Source organism: Microvirga terrae (assembly GCF_013307435.2).
In the GTDB taxonomy this organism is placed as follows: domain Bacteria; phylum Pseudomonadota; class Alphaproteobacteria; order Rhizobiales; family Beijerinckiaceae; genus Microvirga; species Microvirga terrae.
In genome coordinates this window covers 130,218-154,678 of record NZ_CP102846.1, presented here as the reverse complement: position 1 = coordinate 154,678, position 24,461 = coordinate 130,218, and the positions used below count along the sequence as shown (strand labels likewise).

The 24,461-nt window shown below is 58.9% G+C and carries 28 protein-coding genes and 2 pseudogenes; 17 read left to right on the top strand and 13 right to left on the bottom strand.

Going from position 1 to position 24,461, the window contains the following annotated elements:
- Positions 1-800 precede the first annotated feature (800 nt).
- Positions 801-1,652, bottom strand: coding sequence for an acetyl-CoA carboxylase, carboxyltransferase subunit beta (accD, locus tag HPT29_RS25555; RefSeq protein ID WP_259061010.1), 852 nt, complete (start codon positions 1,650-1,652; stop codon positions 801-803).
- 194 nt (positions 1,653-1,846) lie between these two features.
- Here accD and HPT29_RS25550 point away from each other — a divergent pair, with 194 nt between their 5' ends.
- The 3 genes from HPT29_RS25550 to HPT29_RS25545 all read left to right on the top strand — a co-directional run bounded on the left by HPT29_RS25550 (position 1,847) and on the right by HPT29_RS25545 (position 4,768).
- Positions 1,847-2,068: a hypothetical protein gene (locus tag HPT29_RS25550; RefSeq protein ID WP_173948907.1), complete on the top strand. Its 222-nt coding sequence runs from the start codon at positions 1,847-1,849 to the stop codon at positions 2,066-2,068.
- A 597-nt stretch (positions 2,069-2,665) separates the two neighbouring features.
- Positions 2,666-2,893, top strand: a complete 228-nt coding sequence (locus HPT29_RS28965) for a DUF6894 family protein (RefSeq protein ID WP_432807327.1) — start codon at positions 2,666-2,668, stop codon at positions 2,891-2,893.
- Between the two features lie 162 nt (positions 2,894-3,055).
- Entirely contained in the window at positions 3,056-4,768 is a 1,713-nt protein-coding gene (locus HPT29_RS25545; protein WP_259061009.1) for a sensor histidine kinase, read from the top strand.
- 88 nt (positions 4,769-4,856) lie between these two features.
- On the opposite strand, the gene HPT29_RS25540 is transcribed toward HPT29_RS25545, so the two are convergent.
- The gene (locus tag HPT29_RS25540; RefSeq protein WP_173948909.1) at positions 4,857-5,345 is read right to left on the bottom strand and encodes a YciE/YciF ferroxidase family protein; all 489 of its coding nucleotides are present in this window, start codon (positions 5,343-5,345) and stop codon (positions 4,857-4,859) included.
- 189 nt (positions 5,346-5,534) lie between these two features.
- Here HPT29_RS25540 and HPT29_RS25535 point away from each other — a divergent pair, with 189 nt between their 5' ends.
- Complete coding sequence (locus tag HPT29_RS25535) at positions 5,535-6,743, top strand: coiled-coil domain-containing protein (protein ID WP_173948910.1); 1,209 nt, start codon at positions 5,535-5,537, stop codon at positions 6,741-6,743.
- A gap of 187 nt (positions 6,744-6,930) precedes the next feature.
- Here HPT29_RS25535 and HPT29_RS25530 read toward each other — a convergent pair whose 3' ends face one another.
- Positions 6,931-7,134 (bottom strand): hypothetical protein, encoded by a 204-nt coding sequence (locus HPT29_RS25530; protein WP_173948911.1) that lies wholly within the window; start codon positions 7,132-7,134, stop codon positions 6,931-6,933.
- Between the two features lie 155 nt (positions 7,135-7,289).
- Between HPT29_RS25530 and HPT29_RS25525 the strand changes: the two genes are divergently transcribed.
- Complete coding sequence (locus tag HPT29_RS25525; protein WP_173948912.1) at positions 7,290-7,535, top strand: ParB N-terminal domain-containing protein; 246 nt, start codon at positions 7,290-7,292, stop codon at positions 7,533-7,535.
- A 179-nt stretch (positions 7,536-7,714) separates the two neighbouring features.
- On the opposite strand, the pseudogene HPT29_RS25520 reads toward HPT29_RS25525, so the two are convergent.
- Positions 7,715-7,822: pseudogene (locus tag HPT29_RS25520) on the bottom strand (SHOCT domain-containing protein); the annotation flags it as partial.
- Between the two features lie 65 nt (positions 7,823-7,887).
- On the opposite strand from HPT29_RS25520, the gene HPT29_RS25515 reads away from it, so the two are divergent.
- Together HPT29_RS25515 and HPT29_RS25510 are read left to right on the top strand one after the other, a co-directional pair.
- Positions 7,888-8,586, top strand: a complete 699-nt coding sequence (locus HPT29_RS25515) for an IS6 family transposase (RefSeq protein WP_173948913.1) — start codon at positions 7,888-7,890, stop codon at positions 8,584-8,586.
- Positions 8,587-8,679: 93 nt separating this feature from the next.
- Positions 8,680-8,937, top strand: coding sequence for a DUF1236 domain-containing protein (locus HPT29_RS25510; protein WP_173948914.1), 258 nt, complete (start codon positions 8,680-8,682; stop codon positions 8,935-8,937).
- Positions 8,938-9,043: 106 nt separating this feature from the next.
- Here HPT29_RS25510 and HPT29_RS25505 read toward each other — a convergent pair whose 3' ends face one another.
- A complete protein-coding gene (locus tag HPT29_RS25505; protein WP_349774733.1) occupies positions 9,044-9,529 on the bottom strand; it encodes a PRC-barrel domain-containing protein in 486 nt (161 codons plus the stop codon).
- A gap of 1,341 nt (positions 9,530-10,870) precedes the next feature.
- Here HPT29_RS25505 and HPT29_RS25500 point away from each other — a divergent pair.
- The 4 genes from HPT29_RS25500 (at position 10,871) to HPT29_RS25485 (ending at position 12,835) form a co-directional block, all read left to right on the top strand.
- On the top strand, positions 10,871-11,155 hold the full coding sequence (locus HPT29_RS25500) for a hypothetical protein (protein ID WP_173948915.1): 285 nt from the start codon (positions 10,871-10,873) through the stop codon (positions 11,153-11,155).
- A gap of 10 nt (positions 11,156-11,165) precedes the next feature.
- Positions 11,166-11,426, top strand: a complete 261-nt coding sequence (gene hfq, locus HPT29_RS25495; protein ID WP_173948916.1) for an RNA chaperone Hfq — start codon at positions 11,166-11,168, stop codon at positions 11,424-11,426.
- Positions 11,427-11,564: 138 nt separating this feature from the next.
- Positions 11,565-11,798, top strand: a complete 234-nt coding sequence (locus tag HPT29_RS25490) for a hypothetical protein (RefSeq protein ID WP_173948917.1) — start codon at positions 11,565-11,567, stop codon at positions 11,796-11,798.
- An 824-nt stretch (positions 11,799-12,622) separates the two neighbouring features.
- Positions 12,623-12,835, top strand: a complete 213-nt coding sequence (locus HPT29_RS25485) for a hypothetical protein (protein ID WP_173948918.1) — start codon at positions 12,623-12,625, stop codon at positions 12,833-12,835.
- Positions 12,836-12,857: 22 nt separating this feature from the next.
- Here HPT29_RS25485 and HPT29_RS25480 read toward each other — a convergent pair whose 3' ends face one another.
- Together HPT29_RS25480 and HPT29_RS25475 are read right to left on the bottom strand one after the other, a co-directional pair.
- Positions 12,858-13,262 (bottom strand): NUDIX domain-containing protein, encoded by a 405-nt coding sequence (locus HPT29_RS25480; protein ID WP_173948919.1) that lies wholly within the window; start codon positions 13,260-13,262, stop codon positions 12,858-12,860.
- A gap of 107 nt (positions 13,263-13,369) precedes the next feature.
- On the bottom strand, positions 13,370-13,576 hold the full coding sequence (locus HPT29_RS25475) for a hypothetical protein (RefSeq protein WP_173948920.1): 207 nt from the start codon (positions 13,574-13,576) through the stop codon (positions 13,370-13,372).
- Positions 13,577-13,971: 395 nt separating this feature from the next.
- Between HPT29_RS25475 and HPT29_RS25470 the strand changes: the two genes are divergently transcribed.
- Both HPT29_RS25470 and HPT29_RS25465 read left to right on the top strand, forming a co-directional pair.
- On the top strand, positions 13,972-14,772 hold the full coding sequence (locus HPT29_RS25470; protein ID WP_259061004.1) for a hypothetical protein: 801 nt from the start codon (positions 13,972-13,974) through the stop codon (positions 14,770-14,772).
- Positions 14,773-15,192: 420 nt separating this feature from the next.
- A complete protein-coding gene (locus tag HPT29_RS25465; RefSeq protein WP_173948922.1) occupies positions 15,193-15,693 on the top strand; it encodes a hypothetical protein in 501 nt (166 codons plus the stop codon).
- Between the two features lie 216 nt (positions 15,694-15,909).
- On the opposite strand, the gene HPT29_RS25460 is transcribed toward HPT29_RS25465, so the two are convergent.
- Entirely contained in the window at positions 15,910-16,548 is a 639-nt protein-coding gene (locus HPT29_RS25460; RefSeq protein WP_173948923.1) for a hypothetical protein, read from the bottom strand.
- 227 nt (positions 16,549-16,775) lie between these two features.
- Here HPT29_RS25460 and HPT29_RS25455 point away from each other — a divergent pair, with 227 nt between their 5' ends.
- Complete coding sequence (locus tag HPT29_RS25455; protein WP_259061002.1) at positions 16,776-17,663, top strand: lytic transglycosylase domain-containing protein; 888 nt, start codon at positions 16,776-16,778, stop codon at positions 17,661-17,663.
- Between the two features lie 83 nt (positions 17,664-17,746).
- Positions 17,747-18,463, top strand: a complete 717-nt coding sequence (locus HPT29_RS25450) for an IS6 family transposase (protein ID WP_173948924.1) — start codon at positions 17,747-17,749, stop codon at positions 18,461-18,463.
- 277 nt (positions 18,464-18,740) lie between these two features.
- Here HPT29_RS25450 and HPT29_RS25445 read toward each other — a convergent pair whose 3' ends face one another.
- The 3 genes from HPT29_RS25445 to HPT29_RS25435 form a co-directional block, all read right to left on the bottom strand.
- Positions 18,741-19,169: a tautomerase family protein gene (locus HPT29_RS25445; RefSeq protein ID WP_173948925.1), complete on the bottom strand. Its 429-nt coding sequence runs from the start codon at positions 19,167-19,169 to the stop codon at positions 18,741-18,743.
- Positions 19,170-19,355: 186 nt separating this feature from the next.
- Entirely contained in the window at positions 19,356-19,868 is a 513-nt protein-coding gene (locus HPT29_RS25440; RefSeq protein ID WP_173948926.1) for a hypothetical protein, read from the bottom strand.
- A gap of 83 nt (positions 19,869-19,951) precedes the next feature.
- Positions 19,952-20,650: an IS6 family transposase gene (locus HPT29_RS25435; protein WP_173948927.1), complete on the bottom strand. Its 699-nt coding sequence runs from the start codon at positions 20,648-20,650 to the stop codon at positions 19,952-19,954.
- Positions 20,651-20,723: 73 nt separating this feature from the next.
- On the opposite strand from HPT29_RS25435, the pseudogene HPT29_RS25430 reads away from it, so the two are divergent.
- Both HPT29_RS25430 and HPT29_RS25425 read left to right on the top strand, forming a co-directional pair.
- Positions 20,724-21,176 (top strand): annotated as a pseudogene (locus HPT29_RS25430) (type II toxin-antitoxin system RelE/ParE family toxin); the annotation flags it as partial.
- Between the two features lie 14 nt (positions 21,177-21,190).
- Positions 21,191-22,399: an HAD family hydrolase gene (locus HPT29_RS25425; protein WP_173948928.1), complete on the top strand. Its 1,209-nt coding sequence runs from the start codon at positions 21,191-21,193 to the stop codon at positions 22,397-22,399.
- Position 22,400: 1 nt separating this feature from the next.
- Here HPT29_RS25425 and HPT29_RS25420 read toward each other — a convergent pair whose 3' ends face one another.
- Both HPT29_RS25420 and HPT29_RS25415 read right to left on the bottom strand, forming a co-directional pair.
- A complete protein-coding gene (locus tag HPT29_RS25420; RefSeq protein ID WP_259061000.1) occupies positions 22,401-23,210 on the bottom strand; it encodes an alpha/beta hydrolase in 810 nt (269 codons plus the stop codon).
- On the bottom strand, positions 23,207-24,382 hold the full coding sequence (locus tag HPT29_RS25415) for a hypothetical protein (RefSeq protein ID WP_173948929.1): 1,176 nt from the start codon (positions 24,380-24,382) through the stop codon (positions 23,207-23,209). The genes HPT29_RS25420 and HPT29_RS25415 overlap by 4 nt, the downstream gene beginning before the upstream one ends.
- Positions 24,383-24,461 lie beyond the last annotated feature (79 nt).

The following is a 24,461-nucleotide window of genomic DNA, read 5'->3' as shown; positions in this document are numbered from 1 at the left end:
GTTCAGTCGGGAACCCCGCAGCTTGGAACACCCGTTTCCCGGCCAAGCCCCAGAACGCTCGATCCCTCTCATCGGTGAACTTGGTCGGGTTCTCTTGCCGTCTAGAGCGACCCCGCTGACTAGAAGTAAGGCCGCGCTGATCCCTATAATTATCTCATGGGTTCCATAGGAGCACGTTTGGAGCACGGTTTAGGAGAAGTACAAGCACGATATTAACCTCCTCCTAATTAGGATCTAGGTATACTGCCCAGTGCAGCTCGCCTTCGGTCAAGAACCTTGGGGCTGATTGTTGTGCCCCTTCGAGCAGGACGTTGGGAAGGTATGATGAGCAAAGAGCATCCTGCCGCATATCCAATGGAGCTGAAGCGATCCTGGCGGGTGGTTGTCCCTGTGCGCGGAAAGCTGACGCCCAGGATCTGTCGAGAGAAATTCACCTGCCGGGCAGAAGCTCTCACCTGGATGAGCACGCCTGAAGGTCATCAAGCCATAGCATCTGCTCGAGCGGGTGACGCTCCACAATCATAAAGGCCTACGGGCTGCCACAGTTGCACTTACACGTGCCTACACCCTGTGACCGCCGCCGGAGCCAAGTTCGATGACGTGAGCGGGAGGCCGTGGAAACCTACTGTCCTGGCGAAGCTGATCGACTGTGCTCGTCATCCTGCCAGGCGGCGCTGGTAGGCCTCACCGTCCCAGCCGGGATGTGCATCCTGCCTCAGGCGGAAGTACTCTGCTTCAGCATCCATCATCACCTCCGGCAGATCCGCATTCCAAACGGGCGCTTCCGCAAAATTAAGCTGCTATAGGTGAGGCTGTACTGAAAGGCGCGACAGGCGCGCGACGGTGGCCTTGAGGTCGTGCCGGTGCACGACCGCGTCCACCATGCCGTGCTCCTTCAGATATTCGGAGCGCTGGAAGCCGTCGGGCAGCTTCTCGCGGATGGTCTGCTCGATCACGCGCGGGCCGGCGAAGCCGATGAGCGCGCCCGGCTCGGCCAGATGCACGTCGCCGAGCATGGCGTAGGAGGCGGTCACGCCGCCGGTGGTCGGGTTGGTGAGCACGACGATGTAGGGCAGCTTCGCGTCGCGCAGGCGGCGGATCGCCACCGTGGTGCGGGGCATCTGCATGAGGGACAGGATGCCCTCCTGCATGCGCGCGCCGCCGGAGCCGGCGAAGAGCACGTAGGGAGTCTTCTTGTCGAGGGCCGTCTCGGCCCCCTTGATGAAGGCCTCGCCGGCCGCCATGCCGAGCGAGCCGCCCATGAAGCCGAAATCCTGGACCGCAATGGTCATCGGCAGCTCGTCGACCCGGCCGAAGCCGACCTTGAACGCGTCCTGCTGGCCGGTCTTGGCACGGGCGTCCTTCAGGCGGTCGACATAGCGCTTCTCGTCACGGAACTTGAGCGGATCGACCGGCACCTCCGGTACGGCCACGTCGAGCCAGGTAGCCCCGTCGAACATGAGCTGCAGGCGCTGTGTGGCCGAGATGCGCATGTGGTGGTTGGAGCCCGGGATCACCCACTGGTTCGCCTCCACGTCCTTGTGGAACACCACCTGCCCGGTCTCCGGGCACTTGATCCAGAGATTGTCCGGCGTCTCGCGCTTGAAGAGCGTCTTGATCTTCGGACGGACGACTTCGGAAATCCAGTTCATGTCTCAGCCTCATCCAGCACGAAGCAAGTTCGACCGAGACTGCATAGGATAGATGGGCTTCTGATGATGATCTTCCCGGCGACGGAACTCTGTTACTCAGGGTCCATAAACGACCATATTCGAACTTTTGGACAATGTTCCTAGATGCGCGAGGCAGATATTAGTTTAGTTCTAAACTAGTAGATTGGCCAGCCATGCCGCGCAAAGACCATGATCAGGATGAGCGCCGCCAAAAGCTTGAAGCGGCGCAGGCCCAACTAGCCCGCCACGAACGACTGTCCCGTGTCGCCCTGCTCCTGATCCTGCTCCTGAGCGTCGTTCTTCTCGCTCTCGTGGTGAACAATCTCTGGAACCATCCGTACCACAAGAGAGCGTCCGAGGCGTCGTGCCACCCGGCCTTCTGCGAAATTACATGATGTTAGCAGGCGCCGTCTCGACCGCTTGGGGCGTGGCCCTCAGTCGGATCACCTGAGTGACGGCATCTGGCAGGTAGAGCTTGGCGAGAAAGACAATTTCTTCCGGCAACTCGTCAGGGCCGGGGGCGCTCTCGCCCTGGCGTAATCACGATCCCAATCTCCAGCCATTGCTCCCGGACGGTTCGAGCCAGCGCAAACCCGTTCATCGAATCGCGAGGCATCTCAACATCACTAATAATGGCTTAAACATCGGGTTTGACCTTCAGGATCGTCAAAGCTTCATCTGCATCCGCCGCCTCAAACACCTCGAAGCCAGCTTCATCATAAAATCGGCGATGAAGATGTGCACTAGCGGCTGATCTACAGCAAGTATAACCGTGCGATGTTCGAGGCAAGACATAAGATAAAATGACATCTATTAATTAAGAGCCGCCAGCAACTGGTGCAGGGTCGTTCCTATCGGAAGTGGCAAGTCTTCATAGTTCCCTAGTGCGCTCTGTTTTGTACTAACTGCTATGAACAACTCACGTTGTTTTCGGCCCGAGTATTTATAAAGTATGACTATCTGGAACGAAGACTGAAGACTCGACACTGCTCATGCGCTGCTACTTTCACCTAGTGAACAGCCACGAGGAGATCCTCGATGACGAAGGAATCGAGGTCTCCGATCTTGATCATGCCAAGGCTCAGGCCTTGGCAGCCATCGACGACCTTCGGAATGAGGCGATTGAGGTTGGCGCATCCTGGCAGGGCTGGTGGCTTAATATCGTTGACTCATCCGGCAGGGTCTTGGCCTCTCTTTGCTTGGAGCCGACGCGACACTAGTGGGTCATCTGGCATCGGATATGGCAAAGTGGCGCGCTGATCCTCGTGCTGCGAGGTGTCCATGCCGCGCCGCCTGAAGGACTCCCGCGTCCGCTCACCCCGGACGAGCGCCCCGAACTCGCCCAACTGAGCCGATCATAGACGGAGCTAGCTACGTGCCGCTTGCTTGGCGGGATTACGCCCTTACTTTGTTCCTGGGGTTGTGCTCTAAATTCCGATGGAACACCGCACGGCAGAGATGCACGGATGCCCGATAGTCGCGGCCCTGATCCGTTCCTGTTGTCCACGGCGCCTCCCAGCCGGGCCGAGAAGTGGCTGGCTGGCGCGGGGCTCGCCACCTTGGTCCTCGCCTTGCTGATTACCATCCCCTACGCGCGGCTCCGGACAACAGGGACAGAAGTCCTGCTCCCGGCCTATGCCGTCGCGGTCTTCCTTGTTGAACTGCTCACCTCGACCCTCTTATTGGCCCTGTTCTCCGTTCAAAAGTCGTGGGCCGTTCTCACCCTGTCGTCTGGCTATCTATTCTCAGGGCTTCTGGTCATCCCGTGGGTGGTCACGCTGCCTGACGTGTTTGCGCCCCTTGGGATGGGCAGCAACATCGAAAGCACGGCTACGCTTGCCGCCGTCCGGCGCCTGAGCTTTCCCCTCTTCGTCATCGCCTATGCCCTGACAAAGGACCGGGACTCCACCGGCGATGAGCCGCAACGCTCCATACCCATGATCATCGTGCGCAGAACTGCTCTGATCGCCAGCCTTGCAGGGGCAGTGGCTTGGGTTGCCATTGTCCACCCTGACAAACTCCCGAAGTTCATGATCGATAACAGGAACGTCGCCCCACTCTGGCATGCCGTTCCGATCGCAGCGATTTGCCTCTATCTAATCGGACTCGTATCCTTGTGGGTTCGCCGTCGCTCGAGTCTCGATCTGTGGCTGATGGTCGTGCTCTGTACGCTGCTGATCGAGAATATCACGCTGACATATGTCACCGGCGGCACCCGCCTCAACCTTGGCTGGTGGGCCGGGCGGCTGTACGGACTGGTCTCCGCGAGCATCGTTCTCCTCGTTTTGCTCTCGGAAGCGACGACCCTGCAAGCCCGTCTCGCCCGCTCGGTTCATTCCGAGCGTCTGGCGCGTGAAAGCCGCCTGACGACCATGGAGGCCTTGTCAGCCTCGATCGCCCATGAGATCAACCAGCCGCTGGCAAGTATCGTCATAAACGCCGGGGCCGGCCTTCGATGGCTCGATCAGGAAGTCTCACAGACCGAGGAAGTGCGAGCCGCACTGGAGCGGATCGCCCGTGACGGTCATCGTGCCCGAGATGTGGTCGACGGGATCAGGAGACTCTTCCGGAGGGATGCCCAAGAGCGTGTGCCGCTCGACCTGAACCACCTCATCGAAGACGTCCTACAACATTGGAGGGAAGAAGCCCGGATGGCCGGTGTCACGATCAGGGCTGATCTCGATGCCAAGCTGCCCCGTGCCACCGGAAACCCGTCACAGCTTCAACAGGTCATCTCGAACCTCATTGCCAACGCGGGCGAAGCGATGGGTACCATAAGTGATCGGCCCCGGGTCGTGCATGTCACATCAAAACGGTTGAAGAGTAGAGGGATCCTTGTATCCGTAGCGGATACCGGGCCGGGCATAGAGCCCAACTTCAAGGACCGCATCTTCGAACCATTCTTCAGTACGAAGCCGGATGGAATGGGGATGGGGCTCATGTTCAGCCGGTCGATCATCGAGAGCCATGGCGGAAAACTGTGGGTGACCGACAATGTCCCGCACGGAGCCGTCTTTCATCTCACCCTTCCGAACGGCGACGGATCTCTTGAGCCCAATGTGGGCCCTCTCCAAAGACACGGGACTATTCCGTAAGCATAATGCGGATAGTCTGGAAACTGGCGCTGGCTATTCAAGCCGCTCCTGATGGGGCGGCTTTCTGGTCAGGTCCTCCTTCGGTCTCCTACGCGGCAGCAGGATTGATAGCGTCCTCAGCCAACTCTGAGAGGATCTGGTCGGTATTCTCTTCCTCGACCAGGGTCTCTTGGATAAGTTCCTCAGCCTCGGAGAGGCCAAGCTGCTTAGCCCACGCGAGCAAGGTGCCGTAGCGGGTGATCTCGTAATGCTCCACCGCCTGGGCCGCTGCGATCAGCCCAGCATCGAGAGCCTCGCCGCCGCTGAACTCCTGCAGGATTTCCTGACCTTCCTCAATAATGCCCTGAATGGCTTTGCACTCAATTCCCGCAGGCTTCTCGCCCAACAGCTGGAATACCTTCTCAAGTCGCTTCACCTGCCCCTCCGTTTCCTTCAGGTGGACGGCAAAGGCGCCCTTGAGTTCCTCGGCCTGCGCAGCTTCCGCCATCTGCGGCAAGGCCTTGAGGATGGCGTTCTCGGCGAAATACGTATCCTTGAGCTGATGCAGAAAGAGAGCTTTCAAATCCTTGTCAGCCATTGTTAGTCTCCTGATCCAATAGCGCAGCGATACGGATAATCCGTGACGGAGCTGAGCGTTCCGTGCGGTTTCTTGGCATCGGAGCAGCCAATGGTCAGCGCGAACCGAAGGGCTGCTTTTGGTGCAGAAGTGAGCAACGCTCGTCACGGCTCTGCGTTAGATCGAGCAGCCCACGCGCAGGAGATCACGATGGCAGTCGACTACCGCTCCGAGATGAAGCGGCCTGTAACTTTGGCATTGGCTGGAGCTGCCATCCTGGGCTGGCTTTTGGCCCTTGGCGTCGGGCTCTCTTCCTCCGACCAGCGGCAGAAAGCCCAAACGGAACTGATCCGCCTTCAGCAAACTGAAGCCACCCTGCGACGGCAGCTCGACGAGCAGCAGCGCACTGGAGGAACTCTGGCAGACTTGCAGGCCAGGGTCGCTGGTGCGGAGCAGCAGCTGGCCCAAGTCGCTCAGGCTCGAGAGCAGACCCAGGCGCAAGTTGCAACCCTGCAGCAAACGGCCCAGACGTCGCAGCAGCAACTCGCGCAGACAGCGCAATCTCGTGACCAGCTTCAGGCTCAGCTCGGGACCGTGCAGCAGTCGCTCCAGACAACCCAGCAACAGCTGGCCCAAGTGACGCAGGCGCGGGAGCAGGCCCAAGCGCAGCTCACCGGCACTCTGCAGGACCTGCAGACGCAACAGCAGCAACTGACGCAACTCACCCAGGCCCGAACCGAGGTTCAGACCCAGACCGCCACTGCTCAGCAAACGCTGCAAGCCAACGAGCAAAGAGCCGCTGAGCTGGGCCGCAGTGTCACGGCACTGTCGCAGCGCCTGCCGGAGATCCAGAACCAGCTCCAGCAGGCGGAGCAACGGCTGGCTTCTGTGAAGGAGGAGATTGCCACAAGCGAGCAGACGCTCGCGACACGCAGGCAGGAAATGACCGATGTGAGCCGCCAGCTCGAAGATGCTCGCCGTCAGGAAGCAGCTGCTCGTGAGACGGTATCCCAAGCTACCCAGGAGCTGTCGTCAAGGAGATCAGAGCTCACGGAGGTCGAGCAACGCCTCCAGCAGGCGCGTGAGGCACAAGCATCCACTCAGGCAGAGCTGACCACCCTCCGCTCGGAGCGGGACCGCCTGACATGGGAACAGACTGAAATTCAGAACCAGGTAACTCAGCAGCGGGCTGATCTTCAGGCCCAATTGGCGAGAGCAACGGATGACTTGGCCGCGCGCAACCGGGAGGTTGCAGAACTGGAGGGGCGGCTTCAGGCCACTCGTCAGGACCTCGCTGATGCTCAGAGCCAGCTGGCCGGGGTAAGGCAGCAGCTTGGCACGCCACTGGGTGCTCAGGAGCGATCTGGAGCACGGACTCCAGCCGATGCCGCTCCGATGTCGCCTGAAACACCCCAATGATCAGCGCGTCTGCCCTGCTCCTCATGTGTCAGGGCACGCCAGAAAACGGGTGAGTGCTCGCTGATGTCAGCCCAGATCAAAAAGAACCCGGCGCGGAGCCGGGTTCATGTCGATAGGACCGTCAGGAGCATCAAAGGGCTGCAGATTAACGCCTGATGCCATGGGTCCGTTCCTGCCGGATGCTCGATTACACGCCCCTGCGGCTGCGGGAGAAATACCAGATCGCGGCGGCGACAACGATCACCAGCAGGATGATCCACCAGTAGTCAGCGATCCCTCCACTTGTTGCCGCGGAGGGAGCGCCGGGCGCAGGGGAGGGGGCAGGGGTCTGCGCCCAGGCCGATGAAGCAGCCAGGAAGAGAAAGCCAAGCAATGCCGTGAGTTTGCTCATGAGATGTCTCCATGTGAGGGAGCCAGCACAGCAACGCCAACCTCCTGCCAAGCTGCCCATCTCGGGCAATTCAATCTGGGATCGCATGTTCCTCGGCAAGCCGATCTGCGGCGCCTAAGCTTTGATCATCATGACGAGAGACCGGAGGCGCCGCGATGATGAAGAGGCAGACAATCGCCATCGCAGATTTCTATGTGCCGGTGCGACGTCAAACACTTGAATCGCACAAGGTTGCAGCCCTTGCCGAGAGCATCATCCGGAAGGGGCGGCAGGCACCCGTTCTCGTGCGGCCCGATGGCAAGCCGTTTGTTCTGGTCGAAGGCTTGCATCGGCTGGAAGCCTGCAAGGCTCTCGGCGAAGCGCCGATCGCGGCCTACTTCGTTCAGGTGCGTCAGCGTTGATCCGCAGGAAACCTTCCGAAGCAATTCGCGCGGCTCGTCGCATGATAGCCTACCGTTCGCTCAGGCATCTTCTCTGTGTCTGTGGCCCGGAAATCGCGACAGGACCAGAATCCCTGGTCCGCCCCAGTTGAGATATAGCGGATGATCGGCTGAACATAACGGTGAGCTGAACTTGATCCTTAGATGCGGGCCAGCAACTCTGCCCTCTTGGCGGCAAACTCCTCATCCGTCAGCACACCGTTCCTGTGTAACTCAGCAAGGCGCGCGAGCGTGGCAAAGATGGGATCTGTCGCAACTCTTTCTTACCTCTTGAACGGCTCTGGCCTGCCCTGGCGGGAGAGGATGAAGCAAGATGTTCAAGGGCAGGCAATTCGATAGATCCGTAATCCTGCTGTGCGTCCGGTGGTATTTGGCTTACAATTTGAGCCTGCTGAACCTTGAGGAGATGATGGCCGAGCGCAGCATCTCCGTTGATCACGCGACCATTCACAGATGCGTCACCCGCTACTCACCCCAATTACTGGAGCGGTTCAATCGCCGCAAGCGAGCGGTCACTGGCAAGTGGCATATCGACGAAACCTACATCAAGGTCCGCGGCCGATGGATGTATCTCTACCGGGCAGTCCACAGCAACGGCGACACAGTGGAGTTCTGGTTCAGTGAGCGGCGCAATCTGACTGCGGCCAAACGGTTCCTGCGCAAGGCACTCAAGCGACATGGCCGGCCCGAGCGGATTGTGATCGACGGCAGCCAGACCAATCGGGAAGCCATCCTGTCGTGTGATGCCGAGAGCCGGCTGCAGGACAGATCGGGATGCACGCTGAAACCGATCAGGATCCGGCAGAGCCAATACCTCAACAACCGCATCGAGCAGGATCACCGCGCCGTCAAACGGCGCGTGCGTCCGATGCTTGGCTTCAAGTCGGCTGACAGCGCCCGCGTGATCCTGGGCGGCATCGAGTTGATCCATATGATGCGTAAAGGACAGGCGGAATATGCCTGCAAGCAGCAGCTATCGCTCGCCGAGCAGTTCCATCTGCTTGCCGCATAAGCGGTTTTCGATCCACCTGCTGCTTTCTCATCCCTATTCCCGAGTTGCGACAGAACCGTTGTAGGTGGTCCAGTCGGCGCGGCGGTCGGTGGTGTGGCCGGTGCAGCGGTGGGAGGCATTCTGACCACTGAGGAGGCGCGGCGGGTGCGCACTTATGTGGCGGCGCAACGGAGCCCCTCGATCCGGGTCGCCGAACCAGTGACAGTTGGGCAACCCGCGCCAGCGCGTGCACGGCTTTCACCGCTCCCGGCCAGTGTCGGCCTTCGCAATCCCTATCGCTATTCGATTGTGAACGACCGAACGGTGCTGGTTGACCCGCGCACTGGTCGGATCGTCGAGATCATCGAATAAGCGCTGCGCTCGACTTCCAGCGGAGAGCAAATCTCGGTGCGCCTCCGAGACAGCCGCAATATAGCGAAAGGGGCCTCGCGGCCCCTCCTTGGAAGGATTGATCGTCTCAGCGGGCGTATTTGAACTCGGGAGCCGCCTTTAGCTGATCCTTGGTCATGTTGGTTGTCAGTAGCGCATGATCCGGAGCCGAGCGGTTTGCAGCACCGGCCCTCTGATCGGTCGCCACTGTTCCCGTGGTGGTCGGCGCGTTCGGATCGACTGTCCCCGGAGCCGCTGGCGCTGTTGTTGTTGTGGCCGGTGCTCGTGGCGCTGCTGGGGCATTCGGATCGGTCGTGGTGGCTGTGGTCGCCACTGCACGCGGCTCGTTGACGAACTTGATCTGATCGAACGGGATCGCTACGTCCCGTTCGCCGATGCCCAGGAACCCGCCGACGCCCACCACCACGGCCTGGATTGTGCCGCTGCTGTCCACGATCACTTCGCTGATGTCGCCGATCTTCTCATTGTTCTGATTGTAGACATTCAACCCTTCGAGCTTGGAGGCGCGCCACTGCCCCGGCTGCTCCTGGGTCATCCAGTTACCGGTGTTCATGCGGACTGGTTCCTTCGCGCCGAAGCTCGGGTCACCCGCCGAAGGGGCTGCCGTTGAACCGGTAGGAGGAGCTGTGGTCGAGCCTGCGGGCTGGTTGGTCTGGGACAGCGCCGGGGCTGAGATTAGGATCGTACCGAGAAGAGCCAATGCGAGATGCTTATGGAGCATATCGTTCTCCATTGTCTTATCCGCGCCAAGTGGCGCATGCCATAATGACGGGAAGCCACGCCCCTTCGTTCGGCTCACCTTTCTTTCGTCAGCGGCACGAACTGACCCAGATGGGGCGACATTGCCTTACGCAACATGATTTCTCCTGAGTCACCTTACCTCGTCCACGGACGGGGTTTTTGTTGGAGACTTCGGGTGGGTTGGCAAGCAATCATGTGAGCCTTGCGCCCGCGAAGGTGTTGGAAGGACTGAAGAATCTCACCAAGTCGGCGCTACGCCAACCGACACGTTTAGCCAAACACGATCCCTTTCAGGTTTCGCAGAGCCTTATCGCATCGCTCAATGTGCTCGCTGGCTCGCCGCTGCACCTCAACAGTGTTGCGGCAGGGTTCATCGACCTCTTGCTTGCAGAATGGACAGATCATTGGTGCGACCTCTTGGTTAGGCTGTCAGGCCAACAAAGTTGCACGACCGGAGTTCCGCGTATCGTCGGAGAAACGGCTCGGCACCGGTGATCGATCCGATCTTACTGCTGTCGCCCTCAGTGGCTGTAGGCCAACCTAACCCGCTTATGGAAGCAGGGTTCCTATTCTCGGGCTCTATGCTCATCGATAGCTGCGGCAAGGTCAGATCGATATCGTTGGCGCAGGACCGTCACCACAGTCTTGGCAGACCTTTGCCCGATCCTGCTGGTAAAGAAGCGAAGGAGCTCGTTCTCCTGAGGCTGACAACTGCGTAAAGCGTCCTTCGCAAGCGAGTCTGACGGAACATGGGATTGGAGCCGACGCCTGACATAGGATGCGGCACAAGCCTGCCAGCGATCATTGAGAGGTCTTGCCGCGCTGTATACGGCCAGTGCATCGAATTCATCTGCCTGGGCAGGAAATCCGGCAACGAGGATCACAGCCAAAAGCCCTACAGCAAGCCCAGCCAGCCAGGGAGCATCTGCAGGTTTGGATTTCAGGAAGCGGTTCCGGCGTAGGGGCTCCTTGGATAGTCTCGCTCCCACAGCCATGATCACACCCTTTCAGATGGAATCGTCTGCGAGGTGGATTAAGGAAGCGTTGCTTTAAGCTTGATCAATCGGGAGCGTTTGCCCGCAGACTGATCGCCTTCTTTCTGCCGCATCCGCCTGTAGCCTGAAAGGACAAGCTTAGAGGCCGATGCACCCCCATGAAGAAACTCGCCCTTGTTGTGGACGAACGAGAGTTGAGTACCATCCGTGCAGCCCTTCTCCTCCTCCAAGAGCACGTTGATGCCCTTCCTGAAGACCTCGCCGAGATGGTAGCGGCGCACGGAGCGCCGATGGTGGTGCCCGAGATCGAGCGGCTCAGCCTTCGTCTTCGCGAGACAGCAAGACCGATACGGGACTACGCTGAGCGGAAGTTGCCACAAGCGACGAGGGTTGTTGAGGTGGAGCGGCTTCCCGCAATTCCAGTTACCCAGCGTCGACTATGAGCGGTGCCACATGCCGAGGGGGTCAACCGTGACTGTACAAAAGACCCCAACGATCCAGGACATGTTCCTCAAACACCTTCGCGACAGTGAAATTGAGGTTATGATGTTCCTTGTGAACGGGATCAAGCTCGTGGGCCGGATCAAACGGTTTGACAGTTATACGGTGCAGCTTGCCCGAGGTAGCGGGACACAGGTCGTGTACAAGCATGCGATCTCGACGATAATCCCAGCAGAGCCCTTTGAACTGTTAGACCCAGCCTCATTTGAGTGAGGAACTCCGTTCTCAAACCCTTGCTGAATTTGCGGCTCAGGTTCCCGCTGAAGAACGTTGGCCACGCAGAGAGTGCTTTCTGCCTTCCGACCAAATACGTTTTAATAACTCCACCATGTCGATCCGACAGGAGCCTCCATGAAGAAGGCGCGTAAGCTCTACGAAAGCCCGAGCGGTGACCGCTGGTTCCTGATTGCAGACCCTTCAGGGACTGTGTTTGTCCATCATGAAGCCAATCTGGCGTCGGGAGGACATGTGGAACATGAGGATGTCGTGGCCTTCTTGAGTCGCGGCTCGGGTCCGGAACAGCAGGAATTGCTGCGTCTGATTGGAACCCTCACTGAGGAACACCCCGCAGTGACAGGGAAGTGATGGCTTCGGCCAAGGTCATCGAACGGCAGAAGCATTTCACCAAGAAGCGCTGTCACCCCAACCGCCACGGTTAGCTGAACGACCGGAGATTAAGTGCCGGGAGAGTCAGTTATCGCTGGTTCCACGGCCATGCAGGATTGGATTTCTCATGGACCAGTCGGAGTGCCTCTGTGGACAGGCTGAGCAGAGGTTTGGACGCAGTCGGCTGGGCCAACCTCGGACCGCGCCGCTCCTCCCGTTTGAACACGCGCAATGCCTCTGCCGAGAGTTTCGGCAACCCCTCACTGACTATTCGCTGACACAACTCCTGCAAGGTCTTGTCAGGGTCGTCGGGCATGGCTAATCCCGCAGCCGGAAGAGCACGGAGTCGATATCAGCGCAGAACGACAAGGAAGGTTCCGTGCTGCTCTAAAGTTGCCGCGCGAGCGCCAGATGCAGCGCAGCGGTGCACGGCTTCAGCATCTTATCCTCTCGTAACATTGGATCATGCTCCGAATTTGAGTGGAGGGCGAAAGACAAAATGCTGCTCCATTGATGCTCTACTTGGAAGGACACTGTCCCGGATTGATGACCATCAACGGAGGCTGGTTCGATGCTAAAGCCCTTCTCGCGATACCTGGAGGCTGTCGAAGAGCACCTTCCCCCTGAGCATCACCCACTTCTGCGAAATAGCCTCTATTTGGCGATCTTGGATTGGTACACGGATGGTATCAACCCGATAGATGCGGCTGCTCGGATCAGACAGGCGGTGACGGGGTAGGTTCTGCAACCGAGCACTGCGGCCACCGTTCTCCTAGAGGATGAGATATCCCGAGGAGGAGGCCATGGCGGGAAACAAGCAACCAAACCAGGATACAGGGTTAGAGAACCTGAGCGTCAACAGCAGCCGCCGTAATGGTGTGCAGGAAGACGGAACCGGCAACGCGGATCATCAGGACGGAAAGCACGATCCGAGCGAGAATGCCAAAGTGCCGGATCAGCAGATACCTGTGGAGCAGTCGCCTGAGATCGAAGATACAGAGGGTCACCCGACCTGAGATCGGCTGCAAGTCCCTGGCCTCATAGCGTCTGCTGGAAGAACTTTCCGACCATGCGCGTGTGAAGGAGGAATGCTGTTTCGACGGGTTCATAGACGACAAGTACTTCTGAGACCTCGGCGTCATGGACAAACCCGCCCTCGTGCTCGACGAGCGGACTTTGGCAGAACAGCAGATTCTGCCGCCGATCAGGAGTGGTCTCCACGTCTACAATCTGGAGCGCCTCTGGGGATACGATGACGCCTGTCTCCTCCAGCACCTCCTGCGCACCGGCCTCCTGCCAAGTCTGTCCCAGCATCTGGTAGCCACCGGGAAGAGCAAGCTTACCATAACCTTCGCCCGCAAGCGCACGGCGAACCATCAGCAAGCCGCCTCGGAGAGGCACCAGTACCACCACGACGGTGGGCGTGTTGTCATAGTGGACCATCTCTACGCCGTTTCGGCTTATGATCTTTCACTCTGGGCAACCGCAGGGCTTGCCCAAAGCGGGCGCGGGGCGGGAGCGGAGGCGGTGAGGAATCAGGATTGGCAGTGTCAGGACCGCCCCTTGGACTTCTTCCGCACCCCTGCTGACGCTTTTTTGGACGAGCCTTTGGTGGCGAGCCGCCCTTTTGGCTTCGTCATCTCATTCAGCATCGCCTTCTGCTGACGCTGCATCTCTACCGTCCAGAAGCCTCGGGCGGCCCCGGCCCAGGTGTTCGCGGCACTGAGCCAGAGGCTGAGCCAAGGGTTCTTCGTCATCTCGAACTCCGCCTCTTCAGATGCTCCTGGCGCTCTGACCATCGCTGGGATTGATCCCATCACTGAGGTCATCCCTAAGAGCCCTCTCGCAGCGCTCCACGTGGCTCATGGCTCGATGTCGCATCTCCTGCGTGTCACGGCAGGGGTCCTTCACGTCCTGTTGGCAGAACTGACAGATCATTGGCTCGTCCTTTCCGGTCCCGTCGCGTATCAGGCCAACCAGGGTCTGGAAGCGGGGTTCCCCATTACAGTCACACTTTGCCGCTTCGGATCACTATTAGCTTGGCTGACATGAAGGGATAGCTGCGCGCTGGGGTCTATTGAGACCCCGCATTCGCTGGTATCGATGTCCTCGAAGGCGAATGTAGTATTAGGCTGATTGACCGGATCGAGCTATGGGCGAGAGTAAGGCAAAAAGGCGCGCACACGCGAGCATCCTCGGACGGGACCCTCGATGCATCTACTGCGGCGAGCGGGCAGATACGATTGAGCATATGCCGCCCCGGATGATGTTCCGAGGCAAACAGCGGCCAAAGGGCTTGGAGTTTCCGAGTTGCCGTTCGTGCAACAATGGGACGAGCCATTCTGATATTGTAGCATCTTTGATTGGTCGCCTTTCTCCAGACCCGACCACCCAGATGGAAGCGGGCGAGTTCAGGAAACTCCTGCTGTCTGTTCACCAGAACGTGCCGGGGCTGCTTGAGGAGATGCGGACGCGAAGGGCAGGGGAGAAGCTGGAAGTGAAGCGCCTGGGTGTTCACCCGGACAGCGGCATCATGAGGGCTGATGGCCCAATCTTGACGAAGCACATGAAGGTGTTTGGTGCAAAAATGGGACTCGCGCTCCATGCTGAGGCGTTCAAGGCGCGGGTTCCCCATGATGGAGGCGTTATGCCGATCTGGTACTCAAATGCTCAAGCGATCCGAGGAGAACTACCACAAGACCTCCTCGGCCTCCTTCCGCCGCTTGATACATTACGCATGGGCAAAATGGAGGTCAGTGATCAGTTTCAGTTTTCGTGGGCAATCACGGAGGAGAGAGGTAACGGATTATTCTTTGCGTCCTTTCGTGAGGCTTTTGCTGTCGCAGCTATCACGGCTCTGAAACGGTCGTACTTCGACCGACCTGACTTCCCGTCATTCCCTGTGTTCGCTCCTGGTGATCTCAAGTCGAGTTCTTCCGGAGAGATCATATAAGCTCAAGAGTTACTATGTTCGCTTGTATGAGAAAAATGACAACAAAAGGCTCAGGGTTCCATGTGGTTCGATAGAGTCTCCGTGAGGCTAATGGTGCAGGGTAAGGTGTGGCTGTGGGTGATTTTTAGGTCACAAAGGTCCAGTTCACTGGCCCTAGAGGGTCTGTCAGCGAACCCAGTATGAGAGATGATTTCAGCCAGACCTGAAGGAAAACAAGGCAGTTGCCTGTCGGGGGGATTGGCTGAATCGGACCCACCCCAAGGATGCACAGGGTAGTCCTCCCTCTGCGTTCGTTCGATCCAGAACGCGACGGTCACCGTCGCCACCCGCCCTTTGTGGTCGTTGCTGGCTCCCAAACCCTCACTGTCTAGACTTGGATGGCTCTCGCCCCGTCCGAGGGCTGGAAGAGGACGTGCTTGGATGGGAACGTTCGTCCTGGAGGAAATAGGTATTGATGAGCGCTGTCACTCGTCGGCCCAGCGCCTGATCCTCATCGAGGTTTCCTGTCTCAAGGATCTCGAGCCTTGTTTCGAAATCCGGATCGCAAATGAGAACGGCCGGATCCTGCGCGTCGCCGTCTCCCGGGCTGTCCAGGAACCAACCCCGGTCTGGGTCCGGGTCTTCCGGATGAAGGCCTGCATTCAGACTCCCGACAAGGTACCGGGCGAGGCGATCGTTGATCCGCGTCCCATCATCTTCACCAAACATGAGACGGGGCTCGCCTCTGGGGTCTTTGACGACGTGCTGCCGGTCACGGCCGGGGCGGGCGAGGAACAAGGTCCATTGGGACGACGGGCTCACGGGCTTCTCCTCTCGGCGTCGGGCGGCCGGAGAGATCCAGGATCAAATCGCGGCCGTGCAGGCAAGGGCATGGCGCATCAGCGTGCTCCAGCGCCTCTGGACCTGCTAAGGTTCGGTTAACTCAATGGAAGCAAAAACGAGTTCTGGGCCTCTGTGAGCAACGGCCAGTGACCATTCTCCCGATTGTCCCCGTTCTCCACGGGATTCACAGGGATTGGTCTATCGGCACTACCCTGATGCTTCGAAAGAGCAGGCTCGCCCCACAGCGATGTCCGCTCTTTCTCCGCACGTGCCACTCCGGCAGCCTCTGGTCGATCACTGTCAGGTCGGCCAGCGCTAAACCGGACCGATCTTCGTCGATAGGGGCGATCTGACCTCGATGCCGATCGGGCGTGTTCCATCGGAGATGACCCGCATAGTGTGTCCCAGCGGCAAGGTCACATCTTTGGCTGTCGCGGTTGGCGAAGAAGGGGCGGTATAGAGAACGAAGGCCTCGCGCTTGCCTTCCAGCTCCTGCTGCCAGAAGACGTAGAACTCCCGACCGACGAGGACCTTCTTGCTGGCCAGCAACGGCCTCATTCGAGCGCTGAGCGGCGCATCGTCAACCTGAAAGCCCATTGCTTTAAGCTGGATGAGCAGAAAGGCGGCATTGCGCATAGCAACGGCGCCATGCGACCGCGTGGGCATCGATCGGGTGGAGTTGGCCCAGACCTGCACCTCCTCAAAGTCGAAGATCTGCGCCAACGCGTCGACGGCAAAGCCGGCCAGCCGCGGATCCATAGCGGCAATCAGCTCCTGCAAGGCGGTTGAATAGATCCAGCCCCGTGCCAAGCTTTCCTCAATGAGTTCAATGAAGCTGTCGGTGAGGGTAAACTCGTGCGATGGCAGCGGCTCTTGAACTTGTGCGATCAGCCGCTCAAGTGGGTCCAGCTCCCTGGTGAGAGTTGTAGGTATATCTTCAGTTTTTCTAAGCATATTTCCCAGCCACTTGTTAGATGTGTCTTGCTCCTCACCAGCCTTGGAACGGCTTTATTGTTAAGATTGGAGCGGACATCCTGTATTGTTACTGCTGAAACATGAAAGCTGTCTGAACCTCTGCTGATCAGCCGCATCCGCTGCGTTTCGGAACCAGCCCGCATAAACCGTCCGTCAACACATTTGCGAAAAGCTAAGTAGAGCCCCACCCTCAAGGGATGCTGGCCATGTTCAGTGTGCGTCTTGTTGCCTACGCGACAATGTTCCTCGCGCTTGTTCCAAGTTCAGGATTGGCTGCGCCTGACTTTGATGTTCTCGAAATCGACGTGGATTGGCAGCTTGCGTCCCTCCCTCCGCCTCCTGATCTTGAGCCGATCTCAACATCTGCCGTTCTGGACATTGCTTCTCCTCCCCGTGCCCTCAAAGAGCGCTCCACGTACTTGCCTGCCATCGCCGAGGAGGCCACAGCCAACGGGGTGCCGCCGGCTCTTGTCGATGCGGTGGTGCGGATCGAGAGCCGGTACGATCCATCTGCCGTTGGCAGCATTGGGGAGATCGGGCTCATGCAGGTGCGACCCAAGACTGCCGCATTGCTGGGATTTCAGGGAACCGCCGCGGAGTTGGCTGAGCCGAGGACCAACCTCCGCTATGGCGTGGGGTATCTGGCCAAAGCCTGGCGACTGGCTGATGGTGATCTGTGCCGCGCGCTGATGAAGTACCGCGCCGGACACGGCTCAGACGCGATGAGCGCGCTGAGCATCGAGTATTGCCGAAGGGCTCGCCAGCACCTTGCCGCTGTTGGAACCGAGATTGGAAGTCCGGCTTGGGAGCTTGCACAGGCGGGGATCCGCCCGCGCAGCAAACAGGTTGAGCGCACGCGCTTGGCGGAGCGTCTCGTCACAGCAGGCACGGCCCCTCGTTTCAATCCCGCAAACGGACTCCGCCTCAGTAGGCGACACGAGGCTGCAAGGGTCAATAGAGCTTGGACTAACAAAAATCGAGTTGGCGAACTTGTGCGTCAGAAAACGCGTCTCGCTCGGATTGTGCACCGGACATCATCTCGAATGATCCATCGACGACTGGCAGCGCCGAAGAGCTGGGTTGCTTCGCGCTAGCGCGACGCTCCATATGGTTCTATTGCAGCTTTGAAGCTTCCCACCACCCAGGCTATGACGGGATTGAGTGAGAGGCGCTCATAGTGACGGCAGGTAACAAGAATCCGTTCAAGAGTCGGCAGTTCACGGCGGAGATCATCCTATGGGCAGTGCGCTGGTATCTGCAGTTCCCCATCAGCTATCGTGATCTCGAGCGGATGTTTGCGGATCGCGGCATTCAGGTGGATCATACGACCCTGTTTCGGTGGATCCAGGCTTACGCTCCCGAATTGGACAAGCGCGTCCGTCCGCACCTCCGCATGACCAGCGGCTCATGGCGGGTGGACGAAACCTACATTCGAGTGAAAGGTGAATGTGTTTATCTCTATCGCGCCGTTGACGCGACCGGGCAGACCATTGACTTTCTGCTCTCGCCCAAGCGGGATGCGGCTGCCGCCCGGCGCTTCTTCCGGAAGGCATTAGGGCAGCCCCACACGGTCAATCCACGGACCATCACGGTCGACAAGAACGCCGCCTATCCAACTGCAACGAAGGCTATGAAACGTGCCGGCGAGCTCTGGCGGTTCGCCAAACTCCGGCAGGTGAAATTTCTCAACAACATCGTCGAGCAGGATCACCGGCGCATCAAACGGCTGGTCCGTCCTGGGCTGGGCTTCAAGTGCTTCACGACGGCCTCACGGACGATTGCGGGCTACGAGGTCATGGCGATGATCCGCAAGGGACAGGTTGTGGGCGCACCAGCGAGCGACATGAAGGCTCAGAGTGACTTCATTGCGGCTGTCTTCGGAACGGCCGCCTAACCTGAGCCCTCGTCCGGCGTCCGATTGGCATACGTTAGAGTTTGCAACGGAACCGGCGCAAGAGCCGCCCCATCTTCCTGACAATGGCGGGTGACGAGGCCTTTCTTGTGCCGCGCCTGAGCGCTCCATAGAGTCCGTTTGCGAAACTTCGGCCTGGAGCGCTCAGTCAGGCCTATCTGTGAACTGAACGAGATCCCACAGTTTACCTTGGAAATCTGCAAACACATGACGCGCCATTCTCTCAGACACAGGCTTCAACGCATTCACTTCGTGCTCGTCATGGCTGGGCAGCTAACTCGCTTGCGGCAGTAAGACGGCCAGCAATGAAACGAAACTCTTGTGTTTTGCCGCCGAAGCCGTAGGCCGCGGCGGGCACCTCGTGGACCAGAGCGTAGCTCTCTGTGTGCACACCGCCCAGCGTGGAATCAAGCGCACCAAAGATCACCTCGAGATACGACGCAAGCTCTGGCTTCGTGTTGGTACCGTCGACGACTTTGATGTCGAGAAAGAATGTGTTCTTCTCCTGCTGCGCAAGTGACTGGCCGCCCGCGAACCAGTGATCAGGGTCGAGATAGTGAACGGCCACCGCTGTAATGGTAGGATCCTTACGGAGGTGAATTTGGGTGATCGACGTCACCTGTTCGGCGATCTGCGCCGACAGCATGGCGTCCGGCTTGCCTGTTACTGATACGTTGATGATGGGCATGACTTCTCTCCTTAAAGGCTGCGGTGTTCGCGGAGTTGCATTTCGAGAATTTCGAAAATCGAGCGGCTCTGACATACTATGGGCATTCATCTCATCCCTTGCCGCCGTGTCGCCCCTCGCGCTGCGCTGTTCAAACCCGGGCAGCCCCTGCAGCCTCAACGAGGCTCGAAGACTGTCAGACATAACCTAGTCGGATGGAACCCGTCGGGCATCGAAGGTTTGCTGAGTTCGCCATCGCCCTTTCTGCCATACTTCATTGCTCCATTTGAATGAATTGGAACCAATTTCCGAGAAAGACCATCGCATCTTCAACGCCATATCGTTCGTTGTCTCCAGGATCACCTGGTCACCGACTCTTCGGGCGATAAATGTATAGATGACACCATGTACTGGCCCGATCCAGGTTGACCGCCAGGCACCAATAGTGCTGTCGTAGAACCGGAGGCTCGTCCCGTATTCTCCGCGCCCGTCGCGTTCTTCGCGATTCGGAGCAATCCAGACGTCCTGAATGGCACGCCCCTCGAGAACTCTTGCGAAGTGCCATTCGCCAGGCACTTGGCGGTTCAGTCGCCCGTGGTCATCAAACCAACTGACCACCAGTTCCCAGCTCCCGATAAACGGCTCGAATATTCGACTTTCCTGCGGGATCATGGAATGCGAAACTTCGCTCAGCAAAGCTCTAGTGAAGATGTGGTCCATACAGATCATCCATCAACGACCCAAAACTGGGCACCGTTGCAGTAACTTGAAAAGGGCATAACGAACCCCGTCGAGCGGGTCATTCAGGCTGCAAGGCCGAAGAGCTGATTGACGAGACGGGCTTCGCCTGTCGCTCGACGTGTCCGCGGGATGCAATGACCACGGCGGATCATGCGCATGGTTTCAAAACCCTTCAACGTTGCGGCGGCGGTTTTCATCGTCTGGAAGCCGCGCGTCGGACGGATTACGCGTTTGAGTGCGCCGTGATCCGCCTCAAGAATATTGTTCAAATATTTCGAGGTCCGATGCTCGACATTCTGTGGCAGCAATCCTTCGTTCTGCAAGCGTCGAATTGCTTTTGGATACGACGCCAGTTTGTCGGTCGTGATGGATGAAGGAGGATAGTCGCTCGCCGCCCTCAGAGCTTTGCGCAGGAAGCGATACGCCGCTCCAGTATCACGCCGGCCGGACAGCAGGGAGGCGATCAGCCGACCATGTTTGTCAATCGCTCGGAACAAGTACCGCCAGCGTCCGCCCACTCGCACATAGGTCTCGTCCACTCTCCAGGAGCCTGAACGATGTCCCTGGTAGGGACGCATCCGCTTCTCGATCTCCGGGGCATAGCGTTGGACCCAACGAAAGATCGTGCTTGGACTGACGCTGACACCGCGCTCGGACATCATTTCTGCCAGATCACGGTAGCTGACCCCATACTTGCAGTACCAGCGCACGCACAGCAGGATGATCTCAACCGGGAAGCGACGGCGCTTGAACAGAGACACGGGAGCGGATCCTTGATGAACCGCTCCTCGCTATACGGCCGAGGTTAATGCAACGGAGCCCTCCGAGAACGCCCGGGCCTATCTACTTCGAGAGACCGCCTACCTAAGGAAGCTGAACCCGGCCGCGGCGCGGAACCTGTCCCGCCAGATGCGGAACGCCCAGCGCAACCTGGCGGCATTCGACGGGATGGGTTTTGAGAGCGAGGAGCTGCCGATCAGGGGGATGCGCCGGCTCGTCGTCGGAGACTACCTGATGGACTATGAGGTCGTTGGCAACGAGATCCACATCCTGTCCATTCGCCACGGGCGCCAACTGCCTCCGGATGTGCCTCTGGACGACGATTACGACTTCGAGGCGAACTGGATTCCGATCGCCGAATTCATGCCGCCCTTCGAGCAAGATGATCACGAGTTGGAGCGGGTCGGGAAAATCATTTGGGAAATCAGGGATGACATCAAGCTCGCGGGCCTCATTAACCGCCGCACTGGCGAGACCCCGATTCCGATCAAGCTGGACGATCTATAGGCAGCGCAGCGATCATGAGTGACATCCGAGCCATATGCTTTGACGCTTTCGGGACGCTGGTCGAGATCACCGACAAGCGCCAGCCGTTCCGTGCCCTGCTGCGGGGAGGGGTGAAAGGGATTACGGTCGAGGAGGTCCTCACAAAACCTCTGAGCCTCCGAGAAGTCGCTGCGGGTGTCAGTCATGAACTAGGGGAGGGCGACTTGGCGAAACTGGAAACGGACCTGCAGGCTGAATGTGCCTCTATCCGCCTCCGGCCCGGGATCGCCGAAATATGGCAAAACCTGAGGAAGCGGGGCCTCCGGATCGGTGTCTGTTCCAACTTGGCGCTGCCCTATGGCTCGCCACTTCTAGCAACCCTGCCAGACACTCCGGATGCCGCGATCCTCTCCTGTGAGGTCGGGCTGGCGAAACCGGATCCTGCTATATTCCGCCTGGTCTGCGATCGGCTGGAGCTTCAGCCGGCGGAGATCCTGTTCGTGGGCGACACGCCGTCAGCAGACGTCGATGGTCCACGAGCAATTGGCATGCCAGCGATACTGATTGCTGATTTCGAGGCCTATTTGGATAGGCAAGTCTATGCCGTCGGTGATCTGCCCGAGGATATCGTCGCGCTGATTGAGGCGGCAGTCGAGGCGGCAGAATCTGAGGACCATGAGGATGGCGCAGCCGTGGAAGCGGAACTGGCAAGAGCCTTCGCTGCCCCGGAGGCTTCCTACCGACCACTCACGGCGGATGAAGTTATCGGGCGCAACTCCCAGCAGGCGCCATCCGATAGCCCGGCCATGCCGGCTACCTTCATTAGAGGATCCGGACTTGGGCGATTGGTCAGCCTGGAGGAGGGCGAAGCTCTGCTTGCTAAGATAACGGTCGATGACGACTCAACCGATTGGGCCGCATCCGAGCTTCTGAGCGCAACCGACTTGGCGGAGAGACTTCAAGTCCCCCTGGCGACCTTGGATACTTGGCGCGACGCCAATAGAGCGATCGCCTTCCGCAATGACGATGGAGAGTACATCTACCCGGTCCGGCAGTTCGATGGATCAGAGCCGGTTGAGGGACTTGATCGGGTTGTCGCGTTCTTTACCTCACCAGACGAGGTGTGGGAGTGGCTCGTCACGCCCCATAAATACACCAATGACGAGGCTCCGATCGACCGGTTGCGCTCGAAGCACACCGATGAGGTTGTCAGAGCTGCCGAGGGTGAGAATGACTTTCATTAGTTTAGGGCGCGACGGCTCGCCGGAAGAAATCCTCGACCTCACCATCAGCCTCGCCAAGGATGGAGACGTGATCTCCGTCGACCTCGATTAATCGCGAATTGCTCGTGGCCTTGCCGATCAACTCCCTCGCAGAGGAGACCGGAATTACCGGATCCTGTTTGCCATGGATTGCGATGACCGGCGCTGTCACGCGAGCGACCCGCAAATCCGATCGCATGGGGTCTCGCATCAGAAATCCTGGAAGATACCGGAACTGCCGCTTTGCGAGACTAAGCAGGGATGCATAGGGCGCTTCGAGGTATGCCCCGATAACCGGATGGGCCGCCGCCATGGCGACAGCAACCCCTGTACCCAGCGAGTGGCCGTGGACCAGAATGGCGGACTCAGGAGCCGCCTTTTGAACGAAGGATATCGCAGCTTCACCATCCGCTAGGATCCCAGTTTCGCTCGGAGAACCGGTCGATCCGGGATACCCTCGATAGGCAATAGCCAGAACGCCCCAGCCATGAGCGGCCCAACGCCCGGTTGAGAACCGGTCTGCGGCCCAGCCCGGAGCACTGGCGTTGCCATGAAATGACACGACCACGGGGCGGCCAGCTTGCGGTGCTTTCCACAGTCCATAGAGACGTTCACCGTCTGCGGTCTCGACCGTGACCTCCTGAATTTCTGGGGAGAGCTGCTCCATACGCGCGACCGGCGGCAAGAGGTGCCGCGGGAAAACCAGATGGCGCTGGGTGACAAAAACAAGAAGAGCAATGGCCAGCCAGATCCCGATGACCACGGAGATGATAATTGCGAGCACTCGTTTCACGAACCTAGTTCGCCCTTCCTAGTCGTTTCGTCGTACGCTTCTTCAATAATGCGCAACCATTCATGCTCGGCTTCGGCCATCGAAAGAATTTTCGACCACTCCGGATCCTTCTCCCAGCCTTTGCCCCAGTGACTGTCGAGAAGCCGATCCAGGGCCTCGCAAGCACCCTTTTCACGCGCGCTCAGCTGGTAAAGATCTGCATTGGCGAGCTTCAGTTTGATCGCGAGTGGATAGACAAAGGCAGCGATAACCATGTGCTGCAAGTTTCTCCAATTTTGGCTGAAGACAGACCGAGGGCCGCGGTGCGCGCGTGAGCTCCTCGCCTCGTAAAGTTCTTTCATCCATTTGCGGTGTAGCGGCCATTCCTGCTGCACCTTCGCGAAATCCGGCTTGTTGTCGGGCTTTACCCTCTTGGCTTGAGCCAGGGTCCGGCTGGCATATGGAGCCCATAGATTGGCAAGGGCCTCCGCGACACCTTGGGCGTTGGCCTGAGCCGGCTCGAGGAGCCTCTCAAAGGCCATGGCCGAGAGCATGATGCAGCTTTCCCAATCGAGTTCTGGAACCTCGGCGTTCCCCAAAAGGAAAAATTCAAGGGAGGAAGCTATCGGATCCCAGATTGGGGATTTTGACCTGCTGGCTTTCGCAAGGGCTCTGGCGAGGCGGACATTGACGGCCTCGCACCTGGTACCCTCTACCTGGGATGGGCGCTGAAAAACGACATCCTTGAAACGGACGCCACCTACCCGAAGCCCACCTCCCCGCCGCGGATAGAACAAACCGATCTGGTCCGACCCGGCGGTGATCCGCTGCCCGATAATCTGGAACATCGTCGCGTTGAGATGGGGGCTTAAATGGCCTTCCATAAATCTCTGCTCTGCCAGACAGGACAGGGCCAGGATCTCGGCAGCGCGCCGTGCTGCTCCCCACATTCGGTCGGGCATATTCCAGGACTGCTGATGGCGGGGCCGCAGCAGGATTGTGCAACTCTCGATTTGATGGCCGCGCCGATCGACGTAGGGCCTAAGGGCCATTGCGACGGTAGGCGCCATTTCGGGCCCTATGACCGAAATCGGATCCTTCAAGTCAATCGGCGAGAACCGGATCCCACTAATTGTCACCGCATGTGGGAGCGTGACCCACGGCATGAAAATGATCTGGCCGGTTAGCGACACCGGATTTGTGCTCCTATACCTGCCGGAGGCTCCGAAATGGAGGAGCACTCGGCTGCGGTAACGCATTGGACCAGGTTGA